General features: G+C 69.1%; 18 protein-coding genes and 2 pseudogenes. 12 read left to right on the forward strand and 8 right to left on the reverse strand.

The window, feature by feature from the left end:
• Window positions 1-173: 173 nt before the first annotated feature.
• Entirely contained in the window at window positions 174-1,688 is a 1,515-nt protein-coding gene (locus F7R91_RS03925; RefSeq protein WP_150944470.1) for a potassium/proton antiporter, read from the reverse strand.
• A gap of 593 nt (window positions 1,689-2,281) precedes the next feature.
• Between F7R91_RS03925 and F7R91_RS03930 the strand changes: the two genes are divergently transcribed.
• Entirely contained in the window at window positions 2,282-2,935 is a 654-nt protein-coding gene (locus F7R91_RS03930; RefSeq protein WP_150944473.1) for a hypothetical protein, read from the forward strand.
• A gap of 187 nt (window positions 2,936-3,122) precedes the next feature.
• Here the strand turns inward: F7R91_RS03930 and F7R91_RS03935 are convergent, their stop codons facing one another.
• The 3 genes from F7R91_RS03935 to F7R91_RS03945 form a co-directional block, all read right to left on the reverse strand.
• Window positions 3,123-4,232: an SPFH domain-containing protein gene (locus tag F7R91_RS03935; protein ID WP_150944475.1), complete on the reverse strand. Its 1,110-nt coding sequence runs from the start codon at window positions 4,230-4,232 to the stop codon at window positions 3,123-3,125.
• Between the two features lie 30 nt (window positions 4,233-4,262).
• A complete protein-coding gene (locus F7R91_RS03940; protein ID WP_150944477.1) occupies window positions 4,263-4,700 on the reverse strand; it encodes an NfeD family protein in 438 nt (145 codons plus the stop codon).
• A 369-nt stretch (window positions 4,701-5,069) separates the two neighbouring features.
• Window positions 5,070-6,959 carry an NAD-binding protein gene (locus tag F7R91_RS03945; RefSeq protein ID WP_191971349.1) on the reverse strand — a complete coding sequence of 630 codons (1,890 nt, stop codon included), beginning with the start codon at window positions 6,957-6,959 and terminating at the stop codon, window positions 5,070-5,072.
• Between the two features lie 493 nt (window positions 6,960-7,452).
• Between F7R91_RS03945 and F7R91_RS03950 the strand changes: the two genes are divergently transcribed.
• The 5 genes and pseudogenes from F7R91_RS03950 to F7R91_RS03970 all read left to right on the forward strand — a co-directional run bounded on the left by F7R91_RS03950 (window position 7,453) and on the right by F7R91_RS03970 (window position 9,851).
• Window positions 7,453-7,884, forward strand: a complete 432-nt coding sequence (locus tag F7R91_RS03950; protein WP_150944480.1) for a hypothetical protein — start codon at window positions 7,453-7,455, stop codon at window positions 7,882-7,884.
• Window positions 7,885-8,186: 302 nt separating this feature from the next.
• Window positions 8,187-8,475 (forward strand): annotated as a pseudogene (locus F7R91_RS42475) (AAA family ATPase); the annotation flags it as partial.
• A 69-nt stretch (window positions 8,476-8,544) separates the two neighbouring features.
• Entirely contained in the window at window positions 8,545-8,706 is a 162-nt protein-coding gene (locus F7R91_RS41835; protein WP_191971333.1) for a hypothetical protein, read from the forward strand.
• Between the two features lie 31 nt (window positions 8,707-8,737).
• The gene (locus F7R91_RS03965) at window positions 8,738-9,061 is read left to right on the forward strand and encodes a hypothetical protein (RefSeq protein ID WP_150944484.1); all 324 of its coding nucleotides are present in this window, start codon (window positions 8,738-8,740) and stop codon (window positions 9,059-9,061) included.
• A gap of 232 nt (window positions 9,062-9,293) precedes the next feature.
• A complete protein-coding gene (locus tag F7R91_RS03970; RefSeq protein WP_225320512.1) occupies window positions 9,294-9,851 on the forward strand; it encodes a hypothetical protein in 558 nt (185 codons plus the stop codon).
• A gap of 27 nt (window positions 9,852-9,878) precedes the next feature.
• On the opposite strand, the gene F7R91_RS03975 is transcribed toward F7R91_RS03970, so the two are convergent.
• Complete coding sequence (locus tag F7R91_RS03975) at window positions 9,879-10,355, reverse strand: CBS domain-containing protein (RefSeq protein WP_150944485.1); 477 nt, start codon at window positions 10,353-10,355, stop codon at window positions 9,879-9,881.
• Window positions 10,356-10,531: 176 nt separating this feature from the next.
• A pseudogene (locus F7R91_RS03980) lies at window positions 10,532-10,930 on the reverse strand (DNA-binding protein); the annotation flags it as partial.
• 472 nt (window positions 10,931-11,402) lie between these two features.
• On the opposite strand from F7R91_RS03980, the gene kdpF reads away from it, so the two are divergent.
• The 6 genes from kdpF (at window position 11,403) to F7R91_RS04015 (ending at window position 17,121) form a co-directional block, all read left to right on the forward strand.
• Window positions 11,403-11,492: a K(+)-transporting ATPase subunit F gene (gene kdpF / locus F7R91_RS03990; RefSeq protein ID WP_150944489.1), complete on the forward strand. Its 90-nt coding sequence runs from the start codon at window positions 11,403-11,405 to the stop codon at window positions 11,490-11,492.
• Window positions 11,493-11,500: 8 nt separating this feature from the next.
• Entirely contained in the window at window positions 11,501-13,165 is a 1,665-nt protein-coding gene (gene kdpA, locus F7R91_RS03995) for a potassium-transporting ATPase subunit KdpA (protein ID WP_150944492.1), read from the forward strand.
• The gene (gene kdpB / locus F7R91_RS04000; RefSeq protein ID WP_150944494.1) at window positions 13,162-15,300 is read left to right on the forward strand and encodes a potassium-transporting ATPase subunit KdpB; all 2,139 of its coding nucleotides are present in this window, start codon (window positions 13,162-13,164) and stop codon (window positions 15,298-15,300) included. Before kdpA ends, kdpB begins: the two co-directional genes overlap by 4 nt.
• A gap of 6 nt (window positions 15,301-15,306) precedes the next feature.
• Window positions 15,307-15,918: a potassium-transporting ATPase subunit KdpC gene (kdpC, locus tag F7R91_RS04005; protein ID WP_150944495.1), complete on the forward strand. Its 612-nt coding sequence runs from the start codon at window positions 15,307-15,309 to the stop codon at window positions 15,916-15,918.
• Window positions 15,919-16,036: 118 nt separating this feature from the next.
• Window positions 16,037-16,720 (forward strand): response regulator, encoded by a 684-nt coding sequence (locus tag F7R91_RS04010; RefSeq protein WP_150944497.1) that lies wholly within the window; start codon window positions 16,037-16,039, stop codon window positions 16,718-16,720.
• 68 nt (window positions 16,721-16,788) lie between these two features.
• Window positions 16,789-17,121, forward strand: coding sequence for a hypothetical protein (locus tag F7R91_RS04015; protein WP_225320513.1), 333 nt, complete (start codon window positions 16,789-16,791; stop codon window positions 17,119-17,121).
• A 65-nt stretch (window positions 17,122-17,186) separates the two neighbouring features.
• Here the strand turns inward: F7R91_RS04015 and F7R91_RS04020 are convergent, their stop codons facing one another.
• Together F7R91_RS04020 and F7R91_RS04025 are read right to left on the reverse strand one after the other, a co-directional pair.
• Window positions 17,187-18,503 (reverse strand): hypothetical protein, encoded by a 1,317-nt coding sequence (locus F7R91_RS04020; protein WP_150944500.1) that lies wholly within the window; start codon window positions 18,501-18,503, stop codon window positions 17,187-17,189.
• A gap of 76 nt (window positions 18,504-18,579) precedes the next feature.
• Window positions 18,580-18,939 carry a hypothetical protein gene (locus F7R91_RS04025; RefSeq protein ID WP_150944502.1) on the reverse strand — a complete coding sequence of 120 codons (360 nt, stop codon included), beginning with the start codon at window positions 18,937-18,939 and terminating at the stop codon, window positions 18,580-18,582.
• Window positions 18,940-19,007: the final 68 nt, after the last annotated feature.

The raw sequence follows: 19,007 nt of genomic DNA on the forward strand, positions 1-19,007 counted from the left end.
GGCGCCAGTCCTCCCCGGCCGCCTAGGGATCGGGTGAGGCAGGTCCTGGAGATCGCCGACGCCGTCGTCGACTTCCCGCAGTCGCGCTCACCGTCTCGCTCATCGTGGTCACCGGATTCTGGCTGCTGGTTCGGTTGCCGGGTTCCGGGCGTTCTCCTTGGTGTTCCCGGTCGTCAGGAACCCGTCAGTCGGCTGGTCTCCGGGTCGCCGTGCTCGCCGAGCCAGCGGGCGAGCTTGCCGCGTCGGCCGACTGCGCGCAGCCGGCGTTCGGCGGCCTGCCGCACCTTGGGGGTGGTGATCAGGAGGAGTTCGTCGCCCGCACGCAGCACGGTGTCGGGGCCGGGGACGGTGGTGGCGCCATCGCGGACGATGAGGGTGACCGCGGTCGGCGGCGGCAGGCGCAGTTCGAAGATGGCGACGCCGTGCAGGCGTGATCCGGCGGGAATGCTCACGGTGAGCAGGTCGGCGTCCAGCACGTCCAGTGGGGCGGTCTCCACCTGGATCTCGCGCAGAGCGCCCGGCCTGGTCAGGCGCAGCAACCGGGCGGCGACGGGCAGGCTGGGGCCTTGGACGATGGTGAAGATGACGACTAGGACGAACACGATGTTCAGCAGGTCCCGGGCGCCGCTGAGACCTTCGACGATGGGGAAGGTGGCGAGCACGATCGGTACGGCGCCGCGCAGTCCCGCCCAGGAGATGAAGCCCTGCTCGCGCCAGGGGATGCGGAAGGGCAGCAGGCAGGCCAGAACGGATAGAGGCCGGGCGGCCAGGAGCAGGACCAGGCCGACGGCTACGGCCGGGCCGATCGCGGCGGGCAGTTCGCTGGGGTCCACCAGCAGGCCGAGCATGACGAATAGGCCGATCTGGGCGAGCCAGCCCACGCCTTCGGCGAAGGAACGGGTGGCGGCTCGGTGCGGCAACTGGGCGTTGCCCAGGACGAGTCCGGCCAGGTAGGCGGCGAGGTAGCCGCTGGCGTGCGCGGCTCCGGCGGCGGCGAAGGCAACGATGCCGAACCCGACGATGGCCAGCGGGTACAGGCCGGTGGCGGGCAGCGCGATATGCCGCAGGGCGGCGGCACCCAGGCGCCCGATCGCCAGCCCGAGCACACCGCCGACCACCAGCTCGTAGACGACTTGCCCGGCGATGTGTGCCGGACCGGGCACGTCGGCCGTACTCAGGACCAAGACCAGGATGACGGCTGGCGCGTCGTTGAAGCCGGACTCGGCCTCCAGCAACCCGGCGACCTTCTGCGGCAGCGGCAGGGACCTCAGCACGGCGAACACCGCGGCGGCGTCGGTCGACGACACGATCGCGCCGAGCAGCAGCGACAGGTGCCAGTTCATGCCCAGCAACCAGTGCGCGCCGGACGCGGTGACCAGTACGGAGACGGCCACCCCCGCAGTGGCCAGCACGCCGGCCGGCAGCAGCAGGCGCCGTACGTCGGCCCACTCCGAAGTCAGACCGCCCTCGACGAGGATGACGGCCAGGGCCGCCGTTCCCAGGGCCTGCGCCAGCTGGGCGTCGTCGAAGTGGAGGCCGATCACGTCCTCGCCGACGATGACACCGACGGCCAGGAACAGCAGCAGGCTGGGGAGGCCGACGCGATGGGCGGTGCGGGCGGCGGCGATGCTGGCGAGGAGAACGGTGCCACCGACGAGCAGGGTCAGGTAGAGGTCCTGCAATGTCACAGGGCCGCCCCCACGTCCGGATTGTCCCGCCGGCACCTTGCTGAGCTGTGGTGGCGGACGACTGCCGTACGAACGGGGCGCCCGCTGCCGAGCGATCCCGGACCTGGTCGCGTCCGCCGGAACCAGGACCGCCGCCATGACTCGGCCGTGCCCCGGACAACGAGAGGCCGCAGGTGCACTGGCTTGTTCCAGCGCGAACCGGGTCGAGGTCTCTCGTCTCCCGTGCCATGCACGGCACCCGTGCTCGATCCCCCGCGGTTTCCGCAACTCACGGGCCCCTCCTCTCTGGCAGCCGCTCGATGCGCACCACGCCGACAAGCCCTGCACGGAACACGACCGCGACGGCAGTGCTGACGATCAGGACATAGCAGGCACGTCACGGTAACGCGGTGCGGCGGCGTCTCCCGCCACAGCGGGGTGCAACCCCTGCCGAGGACTGGTTGCTGTGGGCAACGGCATGCGGGCCGTTCGGCTGGGCTGTGAAGCCCAAAGATGTCCGCAGACGGGGCACCGATCGGTCTCGTTCCGCCGCCGGGCAGTTGCGTAGGGTGTCGGAGGTAGCGGGACACCGATCTGACGGGCCTGGGCGGGGTATGGCGGACGAGCCGGTTCGGCGGTCCGGGATCGTGGGCTACTGGCTTGCGGTTGAGCTGTTCAGCCCGCAGAAGATCCCGGCCGTCTCGGTACGTGACCGGGTGTACGCGGTGAGGGCGGACGGTCCCCTCCCCTGGGAGGCGGGACAGGCCCTGCGCTCGGTGCCGCTGGACACCGGCTTCGTGTGGCAGCACGCGGTCTACGGCGGTGCGTACGCACTCCGCGCGGTCCGCGACACCCTGCTGCCGGTCTTCGGCGAGAGCGAGGAGGACCACGACGGGCGGATGGACGGCGAGAGCGCGACCAGCGAGATCACCTTCAAGATCATCTGGAGCGTGTTAGCCCTTGCGGGCTACCTGCTCTCCCTCGACTCGATGGTCAGCCTGGCCGACTCGGCGCTCTTCCTGCTGTCGGTCTTCAAGTGCTCGGCCTCTACCTACTGGCCCCCGTCGTCAGGCGCGAGCTCAGCTCCTTCCTTGACTTCGTCCGGAGCCGGGAGGCACGGGCGGCCGTGGGCGGCGTGCATCCCGAGGACGAGCGGGAGTCCGTCAAGCTGGTCTGACCTCATTGCCCAGCATGTGGGCCGCCCCCTGCCACTCCTCGGTACGGGGCGGTTCTGTGCTACGGCTGCGCGATTCTGTGCGCTGCCGTGAACCTCACGTGCGCGATGGGCTCGAAGGCCGCTCAATTCCGGCAGCCCGCAGAATCCGGCTGTACTTCCCGTACCGGCGCCGGGCGAGTGACAGGCCCAGCGCCCAAAGACCCGCGAAGAACAGCCAGACGGGCTGCCCGAGAGCTCTGGAAGCCTCACGGCAGTCCCTGGCGACAGCCGAGATGGGCTCAATCGCCGGACGTCTGCCCCCGGCGCGGCACCTGGGGCGACATCGCAGCCTCGGCCTCCGCCTTGGCGTCGCTCACCGCGGCGGCGGCCTCCTTCTCGGCCTCGTCAGCAGCCGTCGCAGCGTCGAGCGAAACCGTCGAACCTGCATCGAGCTCCGGAATCCGGCTTTCGTGCGACGTCCCGTCAGCGTCGGCGGTGGCTGCTTCCTCAGTCTGCGCTGGTTTGGGAGGACCCGCCGTCGCCTGATCACCGAACGCACTGGTGACGGTCCGAACGGCCTCGGTCAGCTCCCCCGGGATCACCCAGAACGTGTTGTTGTCGCTGCTCGCCAAGTGCGGGAGCGTCTCCAGGTACTTGTAGGCCAGGACCTTCGGGTCGGCGTTGTTGCGATGGACGGCCTGGAAGACGAGCTCCACCGCCTTTGCCTCGCCGTCCGCCCGCAAGATCATGGCCTGTTGCGTGCCCTGCGCCTCCAGGATGTCCTTCTGCTTCGTGCCTTCCGCGGTAAGGATCTTGGCTTGCCGCTCCCCTTCCGCGTGCAGGATGGCCGCGCGCTTGTCACGCTCGGCCCGCATCTGCTTCTCCATCGCCTCCTTGATGGTGGCCGGTGGATCGATGGCCTTGATCTCGACGCGGTTGACCCGGATGCCCCACTTGCCGGTGGCATCGTCGAGGACGGCGCGGAGCCGGGAGTTGATCTCCTCACGCGAGGTGAGCGTCTCCTCCAGGTCCATGCTGCCGATGACGTTCCGCAGCGTGGTCACGGTGAGCTGATCGATCGCCTGCAGGTAATCAGCGACCTCGTAGGCCGCCGCCCGAGGGTCCGTGATCTGGTAGTAGAGCACGGTGTCGATGTTCACCACGAGGTTGTCCTCGGTGATCACCGGCCTGGGGTCGGACGAATAGACCTGCTCGCGCACATCGAGCTTGGTGTTGACGCGGTCCGCCACCGGCAGAACCAAGTTCAGGCCGGGTTGCAGCGTCCGGCGATACCGGCCGAACCGCTCGATGTTGTAGCGGCGCGCCTGCGGGACGATCCGAACAGCAGAGGCCACGAGGAAAACGACGACGATGGCCGCCACCAGAGTGAGGACGACAACTGGATCCACAGGTGCCTCCGTTGCTATGTGTTCAGCCGTTCATGGAAGGAGTTCGCGGGGATAGACGATGGCCGTGGCGCCTTCGATCTCCATGACATCCACCAGCGCTCCCACCGGGATCACAAGGCTCTCGTCGAGGGCGCGGGCGGACCACTCTTCGCCGCAGAGTTTGATCAGGCCGCGGGTCGCGGTGACCTCCTGCATGACCTCGGCCCGCCTGCCGATCAGCGCATCACTGCCCTCGCGTGTGAGGGGTTGCTGTGCCATATGCCGCAGCGCGACAGGACGGACGAGGAAGAGGCCCGCTGCCGCTGCTGCTGCGAGGGCCACGAGCTGGCCGAGAAGGCCGATGCCCACACCAGCGACTACGGCGGCAACCAACGCGGCGCCCGCCAGCAATCCGAAGACCAGGGTCAGGGTGAAGAACTCCGCGGCACCCAGCGCCGCGGCGGCGAGCAGCCATACGTACCACGGCATCGAATCGCCCTCCCTTAGGGGCCTTGTCCACCAAGCTACCTCCCGGAACTCCGGGCAGACAGACACGGCAGCCGTGGTTCTCGATCGTTAAGAGGGTTTGCCCTGATCGGCGGGGATACCAGCGGGCAGCCGAACGTTTACCGTGATCATGAACGCTTGTGAAGACGATCAAGGGCCGGGTTGGCCCCGGGAGGCCACCTCGGCCCGCAGCACGTGCAGACGGGGCGCCTTGCCGAGGTTGTTCCCCGGCCGGCCGATCCGCCCGCAGATGGATCGACGACGGCGAGCTGGACGTACTAGCAAGGCCGCTGCTCGGTGGTGCGGTGGCCCCGACGTGTACGCGGTGGCAATCAACCTGCGCGGCGATGCTCACGTCGCACGTGGGCGGGTCCGCGGGTGAGTCCCGAGGAGTTCGGCGAGCCCCTGGCGGGTGGCGGCGAGGACCACGCGGTCCTGCGGGCGCAGGACGTAGCCGGGGTGCAGGTCCCAGAGGAGGCCGCTCGGGTGCTCGGTACCGTCGTCCGACGGTGAGGCCGCGAGGTCGGGCAGGCGTTCGTCCGGGGCGGCGGAGTCGATGGCCAGGACGCGCCACGCTCCAGCGCGGAACGACTCGGCGACCGTGCGGCCTTCCAGTTGCGGATGGCCCGCCACGTCGAGGGCAGCGAACACGAGGACTCTGCGCTCGACGGGGATGGCGCCGAGGATCCGGCGGCCCATCATCGCGCCGGCGAACGCGGGTGCGGCAAGAGTGGAGACGCTGCGGCTGCGGGTGAGAGCCCGGGGGTGGGCGGCACGCAGGGTGCGGTAGACAGCGGTGGCGAAGGCGTCGTCGTACAGGCGCAGCGACACGCGTACGCCGGGCTCTACGGAGCGGGCGTACAGGGCGGCTTCGAGGTTGGTGGTGTCGCTGCTGGTGACGGCCAGCAGCGCATGGGCACGGTGGATCTTCGCGACTTCCAGAACGCCTTCCTGGGTGACGTCGCCAATCACGGTGGGCACGTGCAGGCGGCGGGCGAGCGGGATGCCGCGCGCCTCGGGGTCCTCCTCCACACACACCACGGGGATGCCGAGTTCGCACAGCCGGGCCAGGACGCGGGTACCGACCTTGCCAAGACCGAGCAGGACGACGTGGCCGGACAGGCCGCGCGGCGGACGGCGCAGTGCGGAGGCGGTGCGGAAGGTGCCGAGCACTTCCAGTACGGCGGCGAGCAGCACAGGCAGCAGGAGGAGCCCGGTCAGACCGGACAGGAGTTGGAGGACCTGGCGGGCGATGGGATCGCCGAGGGCAGGGTCGCCGATGGCGAAGAGGTCGAGGAGGGTGAGGTAGACGGCGTGCAGAGGGTGGTCGCCGGTGGTCAGCCAGGACGCCACCGCCAGGCCCAGGACGCTCAGCACGAGCCCGGCCAGGGACCAGCGCAGGCGGTGGGAGAAGAGCGAGCCGAGCGGCACGCCACGGCTCGGGACACGCTCGGGGCCATTGTGCGTGACGGTCTCCAGTACGACGGTGCCACGGCCGGCGGCAGCGGCGACGGTACGGTCGTCCGGCAGCAGCAGCGGTCCGTCCTGGCCACTGGCGTCCGAACCCTCCTCCCCCGCCGGGTCGTTGGCCGTGGAGGAGAGCAGGGCGAGCGTGCACAGGCCGGGGTCGGCGACCTCGCCGCGCCCGGATGGGGTGCGCTCGACGGCCCGCAGCAGAAGGCCGTCTGCCTGGACGACCTTGCTGGTGCCCGCGACGGCCGTCGCCACCAGGGCGGGGGCCGCGGTGTCGGCGTCCGAGAGGACGGTGGTGGAGGTGTCCAGAGCGGCCGGGTCGAGGCCGGGTGAGGCGACCGCCGCGGCCTGGTCCAGCAGGTCGGCGAGGTGCTGGCCGAGTTTGCGGTCGTAGAGCCGGATGACCAGGCGCAGTCGGGGGTTGAGGCGGCGGGCCGCGAGCGCGGCGCGGATGTTGGTCTCGTCGTCGTCATGGACAAGGGCGAGGGCATCGGCGCGCGCGACACCGGCTTCGGCCAGCGTCTCATCGTCGAGGAGCGGCGCCTGAAGGACTCGGACGCCTTGTCTGGTCTCCGAGTCGGCGGCCCGGTTGACGACCGCCTGCATCCGGGCGAGCAGCGCGGCTGCCCGCGCCCGTCCCTCCGTGCCGTTCCCGGTGTCGACCGTACCGGGCAGCGACGGCACGGCGACAGTGACCCGCATGCGGTACAGCTCCCGCAGTTCAGCGGCCAGGCGCTCGGCGAGGGCGTCATCGCCGCACACCACCATGTGGCCCGGCAGCGCCGGGTGCCGGGCCTGGTCGGGAAGCGAGGGCACGCGCCTCATGGTGCGCACCTCCGGCCCCCGGTGCCCGCCTGTCCGCCGTGTCCGCTCTGTCCGCCCTGTCCGCGAGACGGACCCCCGTCCGCCCGAGCGGGTAGTGTCCGGCGGCCATCTCCTGAGGCGCCGTATACGAGTCGGCCCACCCCTTCTCCCTCCCCCGATGCCGGTATCAACGACACAGCGACAGCAAAGCGCACGCCGCGGTGACCGGGACTGATCATGACGCATGAGCCGAGTGGTCACGGCCGGCTCAGTCGGCCCCTGGGTATCGCAGTCCGGCATCAACGAGTCGTCAAGACTGCCGGAATGCGGCAATGCGGTGAGGAGCAGCGCCAGTTCACAATGACTTTGGCGCACACAACGGGTGTGTCCTGGTGCCCGGCCCCGGCAACGGCCGCGGATACCCGGAAACTACGGCGAGACTTGGGGGTGAGGGATCTTGGAGGCCATCGACGCCGCCGCGCAGTTCCCCACCGTCATCCTCACCTCTGCTCTGGTCGTCGCGCTCTGCTTCTGGTTCCTGGTCCTGCTGGGCCGGGTCGGCGTACGCGACTTCGAGGCAGACGCCCCCGCGCTGGCCAGGGTGTTCGGAGGAGCACCGGTCGCCGTCGCCGCCTCCGTCGTCACGGTGAGCGGCTGGCTCGTCAGCCTCGCCGGGATGCTCGTGATGGAGCGGATCGGCGTGACAGGGTTCGGCGCTGCCCTGGCCCGCGTCGTGCTGCTCGCGCTGGCCGCGCTCGCCGCCTGGTCGGTGGCACATGCTCTCGCGGGTCCGCTCACCAAGCTGTTCCGCCACGAACCTGGGCCGCGACAACGGGACTTGGCGAACGGCGCTCCGTTCGACCCCGGCAGTCACCGCGCCCGCGGCTGAACCGACCGCCCGCGGCCCAACCGCCGGCCTCCTCCTGACGCCCCTGCTCGCGGCCGAGCGAGCCGCTTCGCCCTCGCCGTCGAGGCGTCACCTCTTCGCAGACTTCAAGGATTTCCTATGGATGCCACCACTGTGGGCATCGGCGTGACCGTCGCCGCTGTCCTGCTCGTCACGGTCGCCGTGCTGTTCGCCGTCTCCCGCCTGTTCCGCAAGGTGGAGCAGGCCGTCTGCAGGACCCGGGTCGCCGAGTCGGCCAGCCGCTCAGCCCTGCGGGCGCGGGCGTCGGCCAGAGTCTGCTTGCGACCACCGACGCGGAGTCCAACCTGCTCAAGCTGGCCGAACTGCGTGGCACGCTCGCCACCGGACAGGCCGCCCGCTGGGCCGAGTTGAAGACGGCGCACGTCCGTGATCAGGCCCTCGGCGACCCCGAGGACGACCAGCTCACCCGCGCGGTCGCCGCCCTCCCTGTTGGCCGACCGGATCGCCGCAGTCGAGTCGGCCATCTCCCAGGCCGCCGACCCACGTAGCCTGCTCGCGAATCCGAACGCCCGCCACGCGGCCCACCCCGTACTCGACGGCGAGAGCCACTGAGATGCCACTGGCATATGCGATACGTTTCAGCCACGGTCACCGCCCCTTCGTCCTTCCTGGAGTCACCTGATGGACAGCCCCCTCACCAGGCGCACAGTCGCGCGCTCGCTTGCGACCGCCGGTATGGCGCTCGCTCTCTGCGGCGTGGTGATGTGGGCCCTGCCCGGGCCCGGTCTTCCCGTACTGCTGCTCGGCATCCTCTGTCTCGTGGGTGCCGGACTGTTCGGCTGACCGACCGGCCCTGGTGAAAGAAGGCGTCGACATGCACGGCAATCCGCTCTACCACTGGATCGCTCTGGCCGTGGCCAGCGCCCTGATGCTGCCGCTGGCGATCGCGCTCCTACGGGGCTGGGTTCCTCCGTGGACGCGAGGGCGCACCGGAGGTCTGCGCCTTCGTGCCTACGGAATTCTGTGCTTGTACGGCGGCACATTGGCCAACGGTGTGCCCCGCCTGGCGAAAGCCTCGTTCGACGTGGTCATGGCCGCCATGCTCTTCGGCATCGGCTTCTACGGCCTCGCGGCCGTTCTGTTCCTCCTGTCCGCGGTCAAGGACAACCGGGCCCGAGCCGAGACACCGGATCCGTGATCGCCGGGGAAGACCCCCGCGCCGCCGTCAGGAGAACAGACTTGCCAAGGCGATGACACACAGGGCCAAGGGCGACCATACGGCGAACGGCGTTCCTCTGAGCCGCTGGTCCGGATCCCTGCTCGGCCGCAGGGCGTACTCGAGCTTCGGCGGCGTCGGCTGACCGGACAGTTCGAAACCGGGTTTGTCACAGCCGGAGACACAGACCGGTGGCGTGCCTAATGTGGCCCGTATGGGACGGCACATCAAGAAGCGCGCGTTGGTGGGCGGCAGTCCGCGTGCGGATGCCGTCGGGACGGTCCATGACCGTTACTGGGCGCGGGAGTTGCGCAGCGCGGTGCTCTACGGCGTGTTGCTCTTCGGGGCACTGGTACTGCTCGACTGGGGGTTCGCGCGGCTCACTGCCGTGCGCGCCGGATGGTGGGCCGCGCTCGCCGTGCTGCTCCTGATCATCCTGACGCCGCCGCGGGTGAGTGCGGCTGCCGGCGCACTCGGCGCGCGCGGGCTCGTGACCCACCCCTGGGTGCGGACCGACCGCCTCGCGGCGGTGCGCATATCCGAAGGCGCAAGCCAGCGGGTGATTCTCACTGATACGTCCGGCGGGCGGCTGGTGCTGGACCCACGCGTCCTGATCGCCAACCCGTTGCTGTGGCACCAACTGGATCAAGGTGCACGCCGATCCCTGGAACAGGGGACCCTGCGATCCGGCACGCCGGTGCTGGAGCGGTTGGGGCGGCGGATCGACGGCGAGCTGTGCCGCGGAATCCTCCGGGCCTCCGGCATGGAATAGCCCTGCGCGCCACAGGGCGGGATGCGACTACTTGGGGCTCACCGCACCTGCGGCGCCGAGGAGTTCATGCAGCAGGTGAGAGGCCGTGATCACCCCGAGCAGATGGGTGCCGTCCTTTGCCTTCTCCGCCACCGCCACCAACGGGCTGCGCACCTGCGCCATCAGAGCGGCCACCTCCAGCGCGGTGTCGTCGGGGTTGGCGACCGGCGGCGGAGCCGCCGTGCTGGACAGACACTCCCCCACGCGGCGGCCGGCCAGCGCCTGGCAGAGCCGGTCGGCGTGCTTCTCGTCGACGACCGCGGCAAGGGTGGGGTCCTCGATCACGTAGGCGGGCACCAGCACTTTGATCATCTGGGATGCCGGCAGGATCGCCTTCGGCTCACCCCGCTCGTCGAGTACCAACAGGCCGGGCAGCTTGTGCTCGGCCATCATCCGGGCCGCGTCCATGGCGTCGCTGTCGACGCTCACTGTTTCGTATTCGACCGCCAGGTCACGAGCGCGCACGGCGGGCTCCTCATCTACAGGAAACTAACCTGTGCTCAGCGTCGTACGTATTCCTGGTGTCGACCAGGCCATTGACGCGAAACATACGCAGCGACCTCGATAAGACGGATCGCGCCCCTCCGATTACCCACCGCGTTCACCCTGCCGGGACCGACGTGATCCCGGGTGTCTCTCCCGACACCGGACGCAACCGAGACCGCCACCGTCATGACGTAGTCGACAAGCAACGAGGCGGCGACCACCAGCCCGGCCGAAGGGCCCAGGTTGGTGGAGACGACCTCGTACGAGCCACCGCCGCTCGGGTATGTGCTCACCACCTGCCGGTACGAGAGCACCACCACCGTCAGCAGGATCACGACGGCAGCCGCGATCCACGGCGTGAAGTGCAGGTAGGCCAGACCGCCGAGGCTGAGGACCAGGAGGATCTCCTGGGTCGCGTACGCCACCGAGGACAGGGGGTCGGACGCGAAGATCGGCAGGGCAAGCCGCTTGGGGAGCAGCGTCTCGTGAAGTTCCTCGCTGCGCTTCGCCCGGCCGATCACCAGACGTTTGAGCAGACCGGTCACGTTGAGCACATGCGCGAGGGTAAGCCGCGAGGGGGTCGCCCTGGGGAGTGCTGAACCGTCGGGTGGGCGTTAAGGGGCCGTTAGGGTTTCGCCCGATGCGTACAAATAGCGCAAATGAAGAGGTCATACACCTCAGCGGGCATAGCCCCCAGCGGCAATCCCGCGGCAGCGCTTTTCCGTGTCTCTTCACGCGTCACCAACGGAGGCGGCGATCCAACAAGAGACGACTCGTTCAGCCCCGCGCAGAACCGTGCGGCGCGGGTCGCCGTATGGGGTGCGTCAAAGGTGTACGCGCCGCCGTATGGAAGCCGTTAAGCGAGGTCGAATCCGGTCGGGGAGGGGGGTTTCCTGTTGCGGTCCGATCCTCTTACGGATTTCCGAACCTCATTCAGGAGCTTGCGATGGCCGACGTGGCCTTCGTCGTCACCACGATCGCGGTGTTCGCGCTCGTGGCCCTCGTCGCCAAGGGGGTGGCGAAGCTGTGATCGCCGAGAACGTTGTCGGCCTGGTCGTGGCCGTCGCCCTGCTGGGCTATCTCGTCCTCGCCCTGATCTTCCCGGAGAGGTTCTGAGTCGCGACATGAGCCCCGTCCTCGCTGACGTGCTCCTGGTGACCGCGCTGATCGGCGCGCTCGCCCTGGTGCACCGTCCCCTCGGCGACTACATGGCCGCCATCTACTCGTCCAAGAAGCACCTGCGCGTCGAGAAGTGGATCTACCGCTCGGTGGGTGCCAACCCCGACACGGAAATGCGCTGGCCCGCCTACCTGCGCGGGGTGCTGGCCTTCTCCGCGGTGAGCGTGCTGTTCCTGTACCTGCTGCAGCGGGTACAGGACAAGCTGCCGCTGTCGCTCGGCTTCAAGCCGATCACTCCGGACCAGGCGTTCAACACCGCCGTGTCGTTCGTGTCGAACACGAACTGGCAGTCGTACTCGGGTGAGGTGGCGATGAGCCACGTCACCCAGACCGCCGGACTGGCCGTGCAGAACTTCGTGTCCGCCGCTGTCGGCATCGCCGTGGCGGTGGCGCTGGTGCGCGGCTTCGCGCGCTCCCGCACCGGGGACCTGGGCAACTTCTGGGCGGACCTGGTGCGCGGCATCGTCCGCATCCTGATCCCGATCTCCGTGGTCGCCGCCGTGATCCTCATCGCCGCCGGCGCCATCCAGAACTTCGGTGACATCCACACCATCACCACGCTGACCGGCGACAAGCAGGCCATCAGCCCCGGTGCGGTCGCCTCCCAGGAGGCCATCAAGGACCTGGGGACGAACGGCGGTGGCTTCTTCAACGCCAACAGTTCGCACCCGTTCGAGAACCCGGGCGGCTTCACCAACCTGCTGGAGATCTTCCTGCTGCTGGTGATCCCGTTCTCGCTGCCGCGCACCTTCGGCAAGATGGTCGGCAACGTCAAGCAGGGCTACGCCATCGTCGCGGCCATGGGGATCATCTGGTTCCTCGCCGTGGTCGCCGTGACCTGGATCGAGTACGCCCACCCCGGTATCGCCTCCCAGATCGCCGGCGGCTCGATGGAGGGCAAGGAGCAGCGGTTCGGCGAAGGCCCGTCCTCCCTCTTCGCGGTGTCGACGACGATGACCTCGACCGGCTCGGTGAACTCCTTCCACGACTCCTTCCAGGGCCTGTCCGGCGGTGTGCTCCTGCTGGGCATGATGCTCGGCGAGATCGCGCCCGGCGGTGTCGGTTCCGGTCTCTACGGCATGCTGATCATGGCGATCATCGCGGTGTTCCTCGCCGGGCTGATGGTCGGCCGCACGCCCGAGTACCTGGGCAAGAAGATCGGCACCCGCGAGATCAAGCTGGCCGCCTGCTACATCCTCATCACCCCCGCGCTGGTGCTGATCGGCACCGCGGTGGCGCTGGCTCTGCCCGACGGCAAGGACGCCATGACCAACATCGGGGCACACGGCTTCTCCGAGGTCCTGTACGCCTACACGTCGGCCTCGAACAACAACGGCTCCGCGTTCGCGGGATTCGGAGCCAACACCGAGTTCTTCAACACGACGCTGGGCCTGTGCATGGCCCTGGGCCGGTTCCTGCCGATGGTGTTCGTGCTGGCACTGGCCGGCTCGCTCGCCGAGCAGAAGCCGATCCCCGACACCGCGGGCACGCTTCGTACGGAGAAGCCGTTGTTCACCGGCCTCCTTGTAGGCGCCATCATGATCGTCACCGGTCTGACGTTCTTCCCGGCCCTCGCGCTGGGCCCGCTCGCCGAAGGGCTGGCGGCATGACCATCAACACCAAGAAGCAAGAGGACCCGATGTCCACGGTTACCCCGACCCGGGCACCGCACCAGGACGTACCGACCGGGCACAAGCCCGCCGAGGGCCGCGTCGGCGCGGGCCTGTTCGACCCCAGGCAACTCGTCAAGTCACTGCCCGACGCGTTCCGCAAGCTCGGCCCGCGGGTGATGGTCAAGTCCCCCGTGATGTTCGTCGTGCTCATCGGCTCGGTGGTCACCACCGTGCTGGCGATCAAGACCCCGGGCGACTGGTTCGGCTGGGTCATCGCCGCCTGGCTGTGGCTGACCGTCGTCTTCGCCAACCTGGCGGAAGCGGTGGCCGAGGGCCGCGGCAGGGCCCAGGCGGACACGCTGCGCAAGGCCAAGACCGACACCGTGGCGCGCCGACTCGTCGGGGACTCCGAAGAGCGCGTGCCCGGCACGGAGTTGAAGGTCGGCGACCTGGTCGTGTGCGAGGCCGACGACACCATCCCCGGCGACGGTGACGTCGTCGAGGGTGTCGCCTCCGTCGATGAGTCGGCGATCACTGGCGAGTCCGCGCCCGTCATCCGCGAGTCCGGCGGCGACCGCAGCGCCGTCACCGGCGGCACGAAGGTGCTCTCCGACCGGATCGTCATCAAGATCACGACCAAGCCGGGCGAGACCTTCATCGACCGGATGATCAACCTGGTCGAGGGCGCAGCACGGCAGAAGACGCCGAACGAGATCGCACTGAACATCCTGCTCGCCTCGCTCACCATCGTCTTCCTGCTTGCGGTCGTGACGCTGAAGCCGTTCGCCATCTACGCGGGCGCCGACAAGCAGACCTCCATGATCGTGCTCACCGCGCTGCTGGTCTGCCTGATCCCGACCACGATCGGCGCACTGCTCTCCGCGATCGGCATCGCGGGCATGGACCGCCTGGTCCAGCGCAACGTACTCGCCATGTCCGGCCGCGCGGTCGAGGCCGCCGGTGACGTCTCGACGCTGCTGCTCGACAAGACCGGCACCATCACGCTCGGCAACCGCCAAGCGGCCGAGTTCGTGCCGGTGCGCGGGACCACCGAGCCCGAGGTCGCGGACGCCGCCCAGCTGTCCTCGCTGGCCGACGAGACGCCCGAGGGCCGCTCGATCGTCGTCCTGGCGAAGGAGAAGCACGGTCTGCGCGAGCGGCACCAGGGGGAGCTCGTCGGCGCCGAGTGGATCGCCTTCACCGCCCAGACTCGTATGTCGGGTGTGGACGTCGACGGGCGCAAGGTCCGCAAAGGCGCGGCCGGTTCGGTCATCGCCTGGGTCCAGGAGCAGGGCGGCACGGTTGCCGAGGACGCGGACACGACCGCCAACCGGATCTCCGAGGCGGGCGGTACGCCGCTGCTCGTCGCCGTCGAGGACGACCGGGGTGCCCGGATCCTGGGTGTCATCCACCTGAAGGACGTCGTCAAGGAGGGCATGCGCGAGCGGTTCGAGGAACTGCGCCGCATGGGCATCAAGACCGTCATGATCACCGGCGACAACCCGCTGACCGCCAAGGCGATCGCCGAGGAGGCGGGCGTCGACGACTTCCTCGCGGAGGCGACTCCCGAGGACAAGATGGCCCTGATCAAGCGGGAACAGGCGGGCGGCAAGCTGGTCGCCATGACCGGTGACGGTACGAACGACGCGCCCGCGCTCGCGCAGGCCGACGTCGGCGTGGCGATGAACACCGGTACGTCGGCCGCCAAGGAGGCCGGCAACATGGTCGACCTCGACTCCAACCCGACCAAGCTCATCGAGATCGTCGAGATCGGCAAGCAACTCCTCATCACCCGGGGCGCGTTGACGACGTTCTCCATCGCCAACGACGTCGCGAAGTACTTCGCGATCATCCCGGCGATGTTCGCCGTCGCCTACCCGTCGCTGGACAAGCTCAACATCATGGGCCTGGCCAGCCCGGAGTCGGCAATCCTCTCCGCGGTCATCTTCAACGCGCTGATCATCATCGTTCTGGTGCCGCTCGCCCTGCGCGGCGTGCAGTACCGGCCGATGAGCGCCGACCGGATGCTCCGGCGCAACCTCGGCATCTACGGCCTGGGCGGACTGATCGCCCCGTTCATCGGCATCAAGCTCATCGACCTGCTCATCTCGTTGATCCCCGGGATCGGGTGAAGGACCATGAACAACTCCGTGGCAAACACCGGACGCCTGGCATGGGCGGCGCTGCGCATGCTGCTCGTCCTCACCGTCGTGACCGGCGTCATCTACCCGCTCGTGGTCACCGGCATCGGCCAACTCGCCTTCCATGACAAGGCGAACGGCTCGATCGTCAAGGTCGACGGCAAGGAGGTCGGCTCCAGGCTGATCGGCCAGCGCTGGAACATCAAGGGCACCGACAAGCCGGACCCGAAGTGGTTCCACGGGCGGCCGTCCAACAGCAACTACGACGCGCTGGCCACCGGTTCCAGCCAGCTGAGCGCCGGCAACCCCGAGCTCGTGAAGATGGTGAAAGCGGCGAAGAAGCAGGTCGCCGAGTTCAACGGCGTACCCGAGTCCGAGGTGCCCAAGGACGCGGTCACCGGCTCCGCCTCCGCCATCGACCCTGACATCTCCTCGGACTACGCGGACATCCAGGTCAAGCGGGTCGCCGAGGCGAACGGCCTGACAGTCGCCCAGGTCGAGAAGCTGGTCAAGGACCACACCGACGGCCGCGCTCTCGGCTTCATGGGCGAGCCGCGCGTCAACGTCCTCGAACTCAACATCGCGCTCAAGGAACTGGCCGACCGCTGATGCCGTTAGCAGCAGGGACAGCGGCCGGGAGTCGGCGGACCGGAACATCTGGCCCCACCGGCTCCCGCCGCCGCCCTGACGGCCCCGACCCCACCGACGACAGGAAGGCCGCACACCGATGACCCGGGTGCTGGTGGTGGAGGACGATCCACAGCTCGTACGAGCCCTCGTGATCAACATGCAGGCACGCCAGTACGGAGTGGATGCCGCGCCGGACGGCGCCACCGCGCTCCGACCGGCCGCCGCCCGCCAGCCGGACGTGGTGGTGCTCGACTTGGGCCTGCCCGACATGGACGGCGTCGAGGTGATCAAGGCGCTGCGCGGCTGGACCCGGGTGCCCGTGCTGGTCCTGTCCGCCCGGACGGCGTCCGACGAGAAGGTCGCCGCCCTCGACGCGGGCGCCGACGACTACATCACCAAGCCGTTCAGCATGAACGAGCTGCTGGCCCGGCTGCGGGCCGCCGTCCGCCGTACCGAAGCTCTGCCGATGGCACCCGAGACGACCATGGTCACGACGAGCGATTTCACCATCGACCTGCTGGCCAAGAAGGCCACCAGAGGCGGCCGCGACATCCGGCTCACCCCAACCGAGTGGCACCTGCTGGAGATCCTGGTCTGCAACCCCGGCCGCCTGGTCACCCAGAAGCAACTCCTCCAGGAGGTCTGGGGGGCAACCTACAGCGACAAGACCAACCATCTTCGGATCTATATGGCCCAGTTGAGACGAAAACTCGAAACGGACCCCTCCCACCCCCGCTACCTCATCACCGAGCCGGGCATGGGCTACCGCTTCGAGTCATGACCCGCTCTCGATCCTCCTGACCACACACGATTGCCTGCCTGGTTCAGGCCGGTGCCTCGCCGTATGCCGTGGTGGACCAGGTCCGGCAGCAACTCGTCGAGATCCTTGGCCTGCGCGCCTGCCGCTTCGAACACGGCACGCTGCTCGGCCGGCACCCCCGCCTGGAGCAGGACGGCTCGCTGACCGTCGGGCGCGCCAACTGGGACCTGGACAAGGACAGCTGGCCCGGCGAGGAGATCGAGCTGCGCGCCTCGGTGGGCGGCCGTTACCTCGGCCGGTTCATGCTCCTGCCGGAACCCGGCGCCGTACCACCGCCTCTTCAGGCACGCCTGGTGGCCGTAAGCCTCGCCGACCACGTCGGTGCCGCACTCGACACCGCAGGGCCGGTACTCGACCGCTGAGCGGGGTCCATCACCCTCACCAGCGGCTTCACCCTTACCAACGAGGGGCCCCGGACCCGGCCGACTCATGTCGCCTTCGCACCCACACCTCCGACCAGGGCTGTGAAGTAGTCACGGTCCCTCCGGTCATTGAGGTTCACCTCCTCGTACTCGTGCCGGGGCCAAAGGGGGCGGCCGTCGATCCATGGGACGACGGTGGGCCCGGCGTCGAGCCAGCCGTGCAGATCGACCGTGCCTACCGCTGGGGGTATACCGCGTCTCGGATGCCTGGGCGTGCCTGGCGGGTTGACTTCCATGGCGGCTTCCGGCAGATCCTCCGGACCTCCGTGGACGGCAAAGAGGACCAGGACCAGTCCGTCGTCGAGGCCGGGCAACAACACGTAGCGTTTGGGCACGGGAAGGGGCGCCCGAGCGGCCTGCACCAAGCCTTTCACCGCGGGCATCCCCTGAGTAATCATCCGGCGGCCGAACCGGAGTGCGTTGATGCCGGACAGGGCCGCGAGGATCAGCGGCACCAGGATGTCCTGGTCCTTCGCCAGGAGCCACCATGTCAGCACCATCGCGATGGCGAAAGCAGCGTTGACCACGGCTGGCCAGACGTACGAGATCTCCAGCAGGGCCGGCACGCGCCACCAGGGCACGGCACGGATGTCGGGTTCGCGGCGCGGAGCGGTTCCGTCCTCGTCCTCGATCGCCTGTCGGCGGGCCGCTTCGGCCATGGCCGCGTACGACAGGTCCGGCTCCCGGCCCTCGATGGGGTGGTCGTCCACGCCGGCCTGCGGCTGCCGGGGCTGCGGCCTGTTCAGGAGCCCCTGTCGTTCCGCCGTCAACACGTCCTTGCGGCGGGTCCGCTCGGTTCGGGGACGGCGTGCCCACAGCAGGTGCTCGCCGCCGGGCTGCGCGAGCACACCGCCGGTGCGCGCGTCGCCGCACCACCACAGCACGCCTCCGGGGTCGGGGTTGGCCAGGTGGTATCGCGGCTGCAGCGTCCGGACCGACAGCGGGATCACGTCACCCGTCTGCGGGTGGCGCAATACCGTACGGGGTTTACCCTGGGATGAAATGGCCACAGCGGAGCAGGCGATCCACGGGTGGGTGGACAAGGACCGCCGCATGCGGCGGTAGTTGACGAGGGCCGCCACGCCGACGATGGCGGTGACCGGGCCGCCTCCGACGCAGAAGACGGCGATGTCGTTCAGCCAGCCGATTCCGGCTTCGTCGGCCGGCGGACCGACCATCAACCCAACCACGACGGCCCCGAGGCCGCCCCCGAGCCAGGCCCAAGCGCGCCGACGGAACCCGGCAAGAGCGAACGCCGTCCCGGGATACGCGATCCCGGTCGCCGTGTCCGTCCCTGAGCGTGACTTGCGCAGTGCGGTCACTGCTTCTCCATCTGGTCTGTGATCCGCCCAACGGCCTGGGCGATGTGCGTCGTCCGATGCCGGACCCGATCCGGGCTCACCACCGCCGCCCACCGGCGGTGCTGGGCATCTCATCAAGTTCCTTCGGTTGAAGAGCCCTTCGGTAGAACCACTCCCCCAGCTGCGAGCCGCCCATCAGTCCCGCCGCGAACATCAAGAATCCGACCTGCACGATGAACCCGAGAAACGCGGCGTCCTCGGTGTCCAAGCCACTCCACCGCAGCAGCGGAACGACCAGACCGCCGACCCAGATGACCAGCAGAGCGACGCCCCGTACGCGTATGCCCCACGGAGTGGTCCGGCGCCGGACCCACTTGGGCGCCCGGCCGCGCAATGAGGCGATCGCCAGGGGCAGGGCGAACGCCGACCAGCCGATCGGCCAAAGCCACAGGAACACCACTCACACTCCACTTCCGGGAAACCACCCAGCGAGCACAAGCCCGGGCAGCTCAAGGGCCGCCCTGG

Source organism: Streptomyces luteolifulvus (assembly GCF_008806595.1).
GTDB classification, from domain to species: domain Bacteria; phylum Actinomycetota; class Actinomycetes; order Streptomycetales; family Streptomycetaceae; genus Streptomyces; species Streptomyces luteolifulvus.